This is a genomic window from Bradyrhizobium sp. (genome assembly GCF_019244115.1).
Lineage (GTDB): Bacteria > Pseudomonadota > Alphaproteobacteria > Rhizobiales > Xanthobacteraceae > Bradyrhizobium.
Genome location: NZ_JAFATE010000662.1, coordinates 1 through 10,476 on the forward strand (window position 1 = coordinate 1; position 10,476 = coordinate 10,476).

The 10,476-nt window shown below is 63.8% G+C and carries 10 protein-coding genes; 8 read left to right on the forward strand and 2 right to left on the reverse strand.

Annotated features, from left to right (window positions below; translation table 11 throughout):
* The 4 genes from JOZ76_RS28735 to JOZ76_RS28750 all read left to right on the forward strand — a co-directional run.
* Positions 1–770 (forward strand): extracellular solute-binding protein (locus tag JOZ76_RS28735; RefSeq protein ID WP_291704458.1); only part of this gene is annotated, 770 nt, incomplete at its 5' end.
* A complete protein-coding gene (locus JOZ76_RS28740; RefSeq protein WP_291704460.1) occupies positions 767–1,705 on the forward strand; it encodes a carbohydrate ABC transporter permease in 939 nt (312 codons plus the stop codon). The genes JOZ76_RS28735 and JOZ76_RS28740, both read left to right, overlap by 4 nt.
* The gene (locus tag JOZ76_RS28745) at positions 1,702–2,526 is read left to right on the forward strand and encodes a carbohydrate ABC transporter permease (RefSeq protein ID WP_291704463.1); all 825 of its coding nucleotides are present in this window, start codon (positions 1,702–1,704) and stop codon (positions 2,524–2,526) included. Before JOZ76_RS28740 ends, JOZ76_RS28745 begins: the two co-directional genes overlap by 4 nt.
* Positions 2,527–2,687: 161 nt before the next feature.
* Entirely contained in the window at positions 2,688–3,653 is a 966-nt protein-coding gene (locus JOZ76_RS28750) for a hypothetical protein (RefSeq protein WP_291704465.1), read from the forward strand.
* A gap of 53 nt (positions 3,654–3,706) precedes the next feature.
* Here the strand turns inward: JOZ76_RS28750 and JOZ76_RS28755 are convergent, their stop codons facing one another.
* Complete coding sequence (locus JOZ76_RS28755; RefSeq protein ID WP_291704467.1) at positions 3,707–4,897, reverse strand: acetylornithine transaminase; 1,191 nt, start codon at positions 4,895–4,897, stop codon at positions 3,707–3,709.
* A 428-nt stretch (positions 4,898–5,325) separates the two neighbouring features.
* Here JOZ76_RS28755 and JOZ76_RS28760 point away from each other — a divergent pair, with 428 nt between their 5' ends.
* Complete coding sequence (locus tag JOZ76_RS28760; RefSeq protein ID WP_291704468.1) at positions 5,326–6,456, forward strand: DUF2336 domain-containing protein; 1,131 nt, start codon at positions 5,326–5,328, stop codon at positions 6,454–6,456.
* 25 nt (positions 6,457–6,481) lie between these two features.
* On the opposite strand, the gene rimO is transcribed toward JOZ76_RS28760, so the two are convergent.
* Positions 6,482–7,807, reverse strand: coding sequence for a 30S ribosomal protein S12 methylthiotransferase RimO (gene rimO, locus JOZ76_RS28765; RefSeq protein ID WP_291704470.1), 1,326 nt, complete (start codon positions 7,805–7,807; stop codon positions 6,482–6,484).
* Between the two features lie 113 nt (positions 7,808–7,920).
* Here rimO and JOZ76_RS28770 point away from each other — a divergent pair, with 113 nt between their 5' ends.
* From JOZ76_RS28770 to JOZ76_RS28780, 3 genes are all read left to right on the forward strand, one after another.
* Positions 7,921–8,511 (forward strand): ANTAR domain-containing response regulator, encoded by a 591-nt coding sequence (locus JOZ76_RS28770; RefSeq protein ID WP_291704472.1) that lies wholly within the window; start codon positions 7,921–7,923, stop codon positions 8,509–8,511.
* Positions 8,508–9,671 (forward strand): CmpA/NrtA family ABC transporter substrate-binding protein, encoded by a 1,164-nt coding sequence (locus JOZ76_RS28775; protein WP_291704474.1) that lies wholly within the window; start codon positions 8,508–8,510, stop codon positions 9,669–9,671. The genes JOZ76_RS28770 and JOZ76_RS28775 overlap by 4 nt, the downstream gene beginning before the upstream one ends.
* A 265-nt stretch (positions 9,672–9,936) precedes the next feature.
* Positions 9,937–10,476: formate/nitrite transporter family protein (locus JOZ76_RS28780; RefSeq protein WP_291704476.1), on the forward strand; the 540-nt coding region annotated here is incomplete at its 3' end.

Sequence of the window (10,476 nt, forward strand, 5' to 3'; positions counted from 1 at the left end):
TGGCCGCAGCCGAAAAGCTGACCGATCCGAAGGAAGGGACGTTCGGCTTCGTCGGACGCGGCCTGCGCAACGCCAACATGACGCTCTGGACCAATTTCTTCCTGAACTATGGCGGCGAGTTCCTCGATGCCAACGGCAACATCCTGACCGATGGGCCGGAGGCGATCGAGGCGACCAAACTCTATCAGACCCTGCTGACCAAGGTCGCACCGCCCGGCGTCGCCGGCTTCAACTGGATGGAGTCGATGGCGGCATTCACGCAAGGCCGCGCGGCGATGTGGATCGACGGTGTCGGCTGGGCGCCGCCACTGGAAAATCCGACGGCCTCGCGCGTCGTCGGCAAGGTCGGCTACACCGTGGTGCCGGCCGGGCCGAAGGGACAATATTCCGCGACTTATGGCGACGGTATCGGGATCGCCCAGGCCAGCCCCAACAAGGAAGCGGCCTATCTGCTGTGCCAGTGGATGGTCTCGCGCGCGCAGGGCGCGCGGCTGCTGCAGGCGGGCGGAGGCGTGCCGTTCCGCAATTCGGTGCTGGACGATCCGGCGACGCGCAGCGGTGTAAAAATGCCCGCGGAATGGCTGCAGTCGGTGATCTCTTCCGCAAAGATCTCGAAGCTTGGGCTCCCGGTGATCATTCCGGTGGCGGAGTTCCGCGACATCGTCGGCTCCGCGCTGACGGCGACGCTGTCGGGGGCTGACCCTGCCACCGAGCTGAAGAAGGCGCACGAACAGTTCCGGCCCATTCTGGAGCGCAGTGAAAAGACGTGAGCTCCGTTTTCGAAGCGCGTACCGGTGCGGCCGACGTCACCGCGTCGGCCGAACGGGAATGGCGACGTCCCTCGTACTGGCCATTCGTGATCCCGGCGCTGGTCGTGGTGCTCGCGGTGATCGTTTTCCCGTGGGCATTCACGATCTGGATGAGCCTGAACGAGTGGAAGGTCGGTTCGCCGACCATCTTCGTCGGGTTCGCGAACTACCTGCGGCTGCCGAGCGATCCCCGCTTCGTGGAGGCGGTCGCGCATACACTCGTCTACACCTTGCTGTCGGTCGTGCTGCCGCTGGTGTTCGGGACCTTTGCGGCCGTCGTGTTTCATGCCAACTTCCGGGGCCGCGGCGTGCTGCGGGGGATCTTCATCATGCCGATGATGGCGACCCCCGTCGCGATCGCCCTGGTGTGGACCATGATGTTCCACCCGCAGCTCGGTGTGCTCAACTACCTGCTGTCGCTCGTCGGAGTGCCGGCGCAGCTCTGGGTGTTCCACCCGGCAACAGTGATCCCGTCCCTGGTTCTGGTCGAGACCTGGCAATGGACGCCGCTGATCATGCTGATCGTGCTCGGCGGCATCGCGGCAATCCCGACCGAGCCCTACGAGGGCGCGCTGATCGACGGCGCAACCGCCTGGCAGATGTTCCGCTACATCACGCTGCCACTGATCTCGCCATTCCTGTTCATCGCGGCCATGGTGCGCATGATCGATGCGGTGAAGAGTTTTGACATCATCTTCGCGATCACGCAGGGCGGACCTGGCACCGCATCGGAGACCATCAACCTCTACCTCTACAGCGTCGCCTTCACCTATTACGACCTCGGCTATGGTTCGGCGATCGCCGTGATCCTGTTCCTGCTGATCGTCGCGCTGGCGGCGCTGCTGTTATACCTGCGGCAACGTGCACAATGGACCGAGATCGGAGGTGGGGCATGAGCATCCGCTTCGTCATCGGCCGGATCGGGCTGTGGCTGTCGGTGTTTCTCATCGTCTCGCCGGCGATCCTGTTCTTCCTCTGGATGATCTCGCTGTCGGTCAAGTTCGAGGTCGACAACGCCGCCTATCCACCGGTGCTGATCCCCGAGCACTTTGCTTGGTCGAACTACACCGATGTGCTCGCGTCCAACCGCTTCCTGACCTATTTCAAGAACTCGCTCGTGGTGACCGGCACCGCGACCTTGCTGGCGATGCTGGTCGGGGTGCCCGCCGGCTACGGCATTGCGCGGATGGCTGCGAAAAAATCCGCTATCGTGATCCTGATCGCGCGCATCACGCCGGGACTGTCCTACCTCATTCCGCTGTTCCTGCTGTTCCAGTGGCTCGGGCTGCTCGGCACGCTGTGGCCGCAGATCATCATCCACCTGGTGGTGACCGTGCCGATCGTGATCTGGATCATGATCGGCTATTTCGAAACCACGCCGCTCGAACTCGAGGAGGCTGCGCTGATCGACGGCGCGACGCGCTGGCAGGTATTCCGCCATGTGGCGCTGCCGATCGCCAAGCCGGGGCTTGCGGTCGCCTTCATCCTCGCGGTGATCTTCTCCTGGAATAATTTTGTGTTCGGCATCGTGCTGGCCGGCCGCGAGACGCGGACGCTTCCGGTTGCGGTTTACAACATGATTTCCTTCGACCAGCTGAGCTGGGGACCGCTTGCGGCCGCCGCCCTGATCGTCACCTTTCCCGTACTGCTGCTCACGATCTTCGCCCAGCGCCAGATCGTCGCCGGGTTGACGGCGGGCGCCGTGAAGGGCGGGTAGGAGCGCATCCGCATTCGGTATTTCGGTACGTGCTTAAGCACAGCTTAACAACTTAAGTCGCCATGTGAACGGTCGCGGCTTGTCGTTGTGCAGCTCTCAATGCAGGCTCACCTGATCGTTCGACCGCGATTCGTGGTCGAGAGCCGGGAGAAAGAGTTGCCATGGCGCAGATGTCGGGCGCCCAAGCCGCGCCGCTTCGGCCGGCGCCGATCGTGCCGGAGCGCTCGGAAGATATCGGCGCCGATCGTCGCGCCGCAATCCAGGCCTGGAAAGGCAAGGCCATCGATGAGCAGATCCACGCGCGGTCGCTCGATCTGGCCTATCGGCGATGGCTGTTCCAGCGGGTTAGCCAGCAGCCGCGGCTGCGCGACATGTTCTCCGAGGCGAACATGTTCGACCAGACCCTGCTCGCGCTGAAGATCGGCGGCGAGTATCTCGTGATCGGCCAGAGCGACAGCTACATCGCGGCGGTCGGGCGGGACATGCGCGGCACGCTGACCTCTGAAATGCAGTTCGCCACCGCCAACAGCATCAAGGATCTCTACGACGAGTGCCTGGCGGAGAACCAGCCGATCTATGCGCGTTACATTTCGTCCTTGTCGAACCGCAACGTGTATTGGGAAGCGATGATGCTGCCGCTGGCCGCGTCCGAGCGCAGCAAGCCGATCTTCGTCTTGAGCTATATGAGTCTGCTCAACGAGAAGGTCGATCTGCTCCGGATCCTGTACGACCGCTCTCCCGTGGGCATCATCGCGGCCGTCCCGATCATGGACGGCAAGCGCACGACCGACGACGCCCGCGTCCTGACCATGAACTCGAAGGCGCGCGAGATCCTGCGGCTGCCGGAAGGGAAGGGGCATCCGCACACGGTCGGCGAGATGATCCGCTACCTCGGCACGGCGCTGCGCTGGACTCCCCACAGCAAGTCGTCGGAAGGGCATGCGACCAGCATCGAATATGTGGACGCAGAAGGCGGACGCTTTCACGTGACGATCGAACTGATCAACCATTTCATCCTGGTCAGCCTCGCGCCTGATGTCGTCGAGGAGGCGGAGGCGCCATCGCGCAGCCGGTTCGCCCGCCTGCTCGGTCTGATCGAAGGTCAGGCGAGGCCGAAGGCCGAATAGCCGGCGCTGTGTCAGCCTCCGCGGCCTCTCGCTTGCGGGGAGAGGCCTGCGCCTCACGCCACGCGCCGCGCGGCGCCCGATTTGGTCAGGACCGCGTCGAGACCGTCGATCATCAACATGATCTCCGCGCGCGTGACGTTGAGCGCGGGCATGAAGCGCAGCGTGTCCGGCCGCGGCGCGTTCAGCAGAAGGCCATCCGCGAACGCCTGCGCCACGATCGCGGCTCCGATCGGCAGCTTGAGGTCGACGGCGAGCAGAAGCCCCCGGCCGCGGACTTCACCGAGCCCGTGCCGCGCGGAGAGTTTTTGCAGTTCGCTCTCCAGAAAGCGGCCCGTCTCCGCCACCGACTTCAGGAAAGAAGGCGTGGCGACGACGTCGAGCACGGCAAGCCCCGCCGCGCACATCAGCGGGTTGCCGTTAAAAGTACCGCCTTGGTCGCCATGCTCGAAGCACGAGACTTTTTCGGTCGCAAGAAGCGCCGCAAGCGGCGCGCCGCCGGCAATGCCTTTGGCGAGCGTCATGATGTCGGGCGCGATGCCAGAATGCTCGTAGCCGAACAGTTTTGCGGTGCGCCCCATGCCGGTTTGGATCTCGTCGACGATCAAGAGCAGGCCGTGCGCCTTCGTCAGGGCCCGCAATTGTTGCAGGAACTGGTCGGTCGCGGGCCACACCCCGGCTTCGCCCTGGACAGGTTCCAGCATCACGGCGACGGTATTTTTGTCGATCAGCTGCTCGACCGAGGCGAGATCGTTCAATGTCGCCTTGCGAAAGCCGGGCACCTTTGGCTCGAACAGCGGCTCAAAAGCCTTCTTGCCGGAGGCCGACATGGTCGCCAGCGTGCGGCCATGGAAGCCGCCCTCAAAAGTGATGATCTCGAACGCGCCACCCTTGTGCAGAGCGCCGTATTTGCGCGCGAGTTTGATGGCGCCCTCGTTGGCTTCGGCGCCGGAATTGGCGAAGAAGACCTGATCGAAGGCGCTGTGTGCGACGAGTGCCTTCGCAAGCTTCAGGCTGGTGTCGTTGTAAAACGCCGGACTTGGCGTGAGCAGTCGTTTCGCCTGCGCCGTCAGCGCGTCGGCCACCACGGCCGGGGAGTGGCCGAGGCAGTTCACCGCCCAGCCCTGGACGAAATCGAGGTAGCGCTTGTCGGTGTCGTCCCATAGAAAGGAGCCTTCGCCGCGCACGAATACGGTTTTCGGGCGCGCGGTGATGTCCATCAGATGGTCGAACGGACAGATGGTCATGGTCGGTCTCCTCTGGTTGAAACGGGTTTTCGGGGCCAAAAATGCGCGAAGGCCGCGAGCCTTTTTGGGGCTAGCGGCCTTCTCGAGAACGTTGCTGGAGTTTTAGATCTTCAGCGTGGTCGTCGGACACGGCGGAGCCCATCGTCGTTGCTGATGCAACGGCGGAAAGCGGCGCGGCGGTGGGTCCGGTTGGAAATCATGGAACGCGGCCATACAGCCAGACGGCGGGCGGTGTCAAGCGAGTTCCGACCACATGCCGATAGGATCGAGCAAGCGGCCGCAGTCGGATCGTCTGCAGGTCTCCCCGCATCGGCGAGCATGGCGCGGTAGCTGAGCGCTGCACCGGGTGGTTGCAGCTTTACCAAACGTTTAGGCGCCATCTGTAGGTTCGGTTAACCACTGTGAATGTCCCGCGCTCAGGATGAGCGATGTCCCTTGCATTCTTATCGATCTGCGACGAGCTCGAAGCGGCGGTCGCCGCCCGTAACGCGGACAAATGCGCGGAAACGACGGCGCGGGTGACCGCCCTGTTTCTGGCGTCGGCCGGCAGCTTCAGCGATGATCAGATCCAACTGTTCGGCGACGTCTTCGAGCGACTGATCAACACCATCGAGCTTCGCGCCATCGCCGATGTCGGCGCGCGCGTTGCGCTCGCCGAGATGAGCGCCCAGCTCGCCCCGGTCCGGCAGGCGCCAGCATCCGTCATGCGCCGCCTGGCGCGATACGACGACATTTCCATCGCAGCGCCGGTTCTCAGCGAGTCGGCGCGGCTCACGGCGGACGACCTGATCGAGCTCGCCAAGACAAAGGGCGAAAAACACCTGCTGGCGATCTCGGGCCGCTGGTGGCTCCAGGAGATCGTGACCGACGCGCTGCTGGCCCGCTGCTTCCCGAGCGTCAGCCGCAGGCTGGTCGACAATCCCGGCGCGCGGGTCTCCGCCACAGGCTTTGCGATCGTCATCGCGCAGGCGGCGTCCGATCCCGAGCTCGCGATTGCGACCGGGATCAGGGCCGATCTGCCATCGGAGCTTCGCTCGACATTGCTGCGCGAGGCGACGGACACGGTCCGCACCAGGCTGCTGTCACGGGCGCCGCCGTTCCTGTTCGAGGAAATCCGGGCCGCCGTTGCCGCGGCCTCCGCCGGCGCGGAGCGGGAAATGTCACGCGCGCGCGACTTCCCCTCGGCCAAGCTCGTGATCGCGCGCCTCAAAAAGGAAGGCCGGCTCAATGAGCGCGCGCTGCTCGATTTCGCGCAGGCGCGAAAATACGAGGAAACCGTTACCGCGCTCGCTGAGCTGTCGAAGGCCAGCGTCGAGGTGGTCCGGCCGCTGATGCAGAGCCTGCGCAGCGAAGGCATTCTGGTGCCGTGCCGGGTGGCGGGCCTGCGCTGGGAGACCGTCGGCGCCGTCCTGAACTCCCGGTTTTCCAGCGGCGTTATGGCGCCGGAGGAATTGAGCAAGCTCAAACGCGAGTTCGACGGCTTGACACTTGAAAGCGCCCACCGTCTCCTGAAGCTCTGGACCGTGAAGTCGACATCCTCAGGATCGACGCTGAATTAGTCTGGACGGCCATGCGCCGCGGATGTCAAAATCCCGCGACGCTGCCGTGCAGGTCATACTGGTCCGCCCGATCGATCTTTGCGGTGACGATCTCGCCGACCCTGAGCGGCCTGCGGCTCGACAGGTAGACCGCGCCATCGATCTCCGGCGCATCCGCCTTCGAGCGCCCCTTGGCGACGGTCGGGCCGACCTCGTCGATGATGACCTGCTGCCTGGTGCCGACCTTGCGCTTCAATTTGCGCGCCGAGATCTTTTGCTGATGCGCCATCAGCACGTCATAGCGCTGCTGCTTCACTTCATCCGGCACGGCGTTCGGCAACGCGTTGGAGGTGGCGCCGGCCACCGGCTCATATTTGAAGCAGCCGAGGCGGTCGATCTCGGCTTCGTCGAGCCAGTCCAGCAGATAGGCGAAATCGGCATCGCTCTCGCCGGGGAAGCCGACGATGAAGGTCGAGCGGAGCGCCAGCTCCGGGCACTGCGCGCGCCACGCTGCGACTCGCGCCAGCGTCTTGTCCTGCGCAGCCGGCCGCTTCATCGCACGCAGCACGTCGGGACTTGCATGCTGGAAGGGGATGTCGAGATAGGGCAGCACCTTGCCTTCGGCCATCAGGCCGATGACCTCGTCGACATGCGGGTAGGGATAGACATATTGCAGGCGGACCCAGGCGCCGAGCTCGCCAAGCTCGTTTGCGAGGTCGAAGAATCTTGCCCTGATCTCGCGGTCCTTCCACGGGCTCGCGGCATATTTGATGTCGACGCCGTAGGCGGAGGTGTCCTGCGAGATGACCAGAAGCTCCTTGACGCCGGCCGCGACCAGCCGCTCCGCCTCGCGCAGCACGTCACCAGCCGGACGTGACACCAGATCGCCGCGCAGTTTTGGGATGATGCAAAAACTGCAGCGGTTGTTGCAGCCTTCGGAAATCTTCAAATAGGCATAATGCCGCGGCGTCAGCTTGATGCCCTGCGGCGGCACCAGGTCGAGATGCGGATTGTGCGCCGGCGGCAGCGCGCGATGCACGGCCTCCAATACGCTCTCATATTGCTGCGGCCCTGTGATCGACAGCACGCCCGGATAGGCATTCGAGATCTGCTCGGGCTCGGCGCCCATGCAGCCGGTGACGATGACCTTGCCGTTCTCCGCCATCGCCTCGCCGATCGCGGCGAGCGATTCGTGCTTGGCACTATCGAGGAAGCCGCAGGTGTTGACGATCACGACGTCGGCGCCGTCATGCTTGCGCGCGAGCTCGTAGCCTTCCGCGCGCAGGCGCGTGATGATGCGCTCGGAATCGACCAGAGCCTTGGGACAGCCCAGCGAGACGAAGCTGATTTTTGGCGCGGCGGCCTGTTGCATGTTCGATCTGCCTAATTATTGGCCTAGCAGCTAGTGCGAATTGTCCATGATGACAAGCCTTTAAGCTTCCAAATGGCGTGCTATGGATGACCGGCAAGAGCTCCGGGTGATCGATGAGTGCCGACCAGTCCCCCAAAATCGTGATCGTGGATGAAAGCCCGATTCGCGCCGCCATCTTGCAGGAGGGGTTGCGCGAGGCGGGCTATACCGGAGTGGTCCACATCAGCGAAATGCAAAGCCTGCTAACGCGCATCTATGCCCTCGATCCCGACGTCATCCTGATCGACCTGGAAAATCCCAGCCGCGACGTGCTGGAACAGATGTTCCAGGTCAGCCGCGCCGTGCGCCGGCCGATCGCGATGTTCGTCGACCAGAGCGATGCGGCCTCGATCCAGGCCTCCGTCGATGCCGGGGTATCCGCCTACATCGTCGACGGGCTGAAGAAGGAACGCATCAAGCCGATTCTCGACCTCTGCGTGTCCCGCTTCAATGCCTTTGCCAAGCTGCAGGATGAATTGGCGCGCACCAGATCCGCGCTGGAAGAGCGCAAGGTGATCGATCGCGCCAAGGGTATTTTGATGAAGATGAAGGGGCTGACCGAAGACGAGGCCTATGTGTTGCTGCGCTCGACCGCGATGCGCGAAAAGAAGCGGATCGGCGAGATCGCGCAATCGATCATCACCGCCTCGGAGATGCTGAAATGAGCACGGCGCTGCACATCGGCTTCATCCCGCTGGTCGACGCCGCGGCCTTGATCGTTGCGGTCGACAAGGGCTTTGCCGCGGCCGAGGGGCTTGATGTCACGCTGGCGCGGGAAGTCTCCTGGTCGAATGTCCGCGACAAGCTCAATATCGGCCTGTTCGACGCGGCGCATCTGTTGACGCCGGTTGCGATCGCCTCAAGCCTGGGTGTCGCTCATGTCAAAGTGCCGATCCTGGCGCCGTTCAATCTCGCCCTCAACGGCAACGCCATCACCGTGTCGTCGGCACTGCATGCGGCGATCATGGGCGAGATCGACGGCGACCGCTTCGATCCTTTGGCGACCGCCCGCGCGCTCGCCCGAGTCGTCGCCGCGAGGCGAAGGAGCGGCCAGGAGCCGCTGACCTTCGCCATGACCTTTCCCTTCTCCACCCATAATTATCAGCTGCGGTTCTGGATGGCGGCGGGCGGGGTCGATCCCGACGAGGATGTGCGCCTCGTCGTGCTGCCGCCGCCCTACATGGTGGATAGTCTGGTGAGCGGCCATGTCGACGGTTTTTGCGTCGGCGCGCCCTGGAACTCGGTCGCGGTCGACCGCGGCGTCGGCCACATCCTGCATTTCGTCTCCGACATTCTGGTGCGCGCCGCGGAGAAGGTTTTGGCTGTCAGGCAGACCTGGGCGGAGAAGAATCCGGATACGCTGGCTGCCCTAGTCCGCGCCACCCAGCGTGCGGCTGATTTCATCGAACATGCGGACAACCGCGACGAGGTCGTGGGCCTCTTGGCGCAGCCGGAGCGCGTCGGGGTCGATGCCGATTTGATCCGGCGGACGTTGGAGGGGCGGCTGAAGGTGTCATCCGACGGCACGGTGCGAGCGAGCGGCAATTACCTTCTGCTCGGGCGCGAGCGCGCGACCCGGCCCGATCCGGCCCAGGCAGCTTGGCTCTATGCCCAGATGGTGCGCTGGGGGCAGGCCCCCTTGAGCGGCGAGGCGCTGAAGACGGCAATGTCCGTGTTCCGGCCCGATCTTTATGACGGCGCCCTGAAAACCAGCATTCAACCGAGGCCGTCGGGCGCGATCAGTGCCTTTGCGGGCCCGGATTTCGATCCGGACGATGTTGCCGGCTACCTTGCCGCATTCAAGGTCTCGCCTCGCGCGCCATGACTGCCGGCGAACGTCAGCTGAAAACTTAGGCATTCTGATTCGTAGCTTATTGTTTGAGCTTTTGCCTTTTCAAAAGGCATGAATTGCAATCCAGTTCATGCAGTGCAAAATATGCAACAGGCTGAAAACACATGCAATTCCGATCCATATCGCGTTGGCACACGTTTTGAATAGAGAGTGTTGAGGCCAGCGGCGGCGATGTCCACTGGCCCAGGTCCATGATGGATTTCCGCAGCAACGAGGCTGACCGGATTGCCCCACGACGATGTCCGATGCGGCACTGCCCTTCGAACTGAGCTTCCCGGCGATCACCCGTCTTTCCCTCGTTGTGACCACGCCAAGGCGTGGCAGCTGGAGCTTCGCGATGGACTACGCCAAACCTGCCGATGTCGTTGCCTCGATGGTCGACGCCAGCCTGAAGAAGCTGGCGCTCGGCCCGCGCGATCTTCTCATCCGTGGCGCGCTCTCGGGCGCACTCTTGGGCGCGGCGACCGTGCTCGCGTTCACCGGCGCGGTGACGACCGGTCAGCCGATCGTCGGCGCGCTGATCTTTCCAGTATCCCTCGTGATGATCGTGCTGCTCGGGCTCGAGCTCGTCACCGGCAGCTTTGCCCTGGTGCCGCTGGCGCGCTTCGAGGGCAAGGCAGGATGGGGTGCCGTGGTCGCCAACTGGTCCTGGGTGTTTGTCGCCAACCTGATCGGCAGCATCGCCTTTGGCGCATTGATCGCGATTTCGCTCACCAACATGGGCAAGACGGAGGTCGCCGGCGTCGCGGCACGCATCGTCGCGACCGCCGAGGCCAAG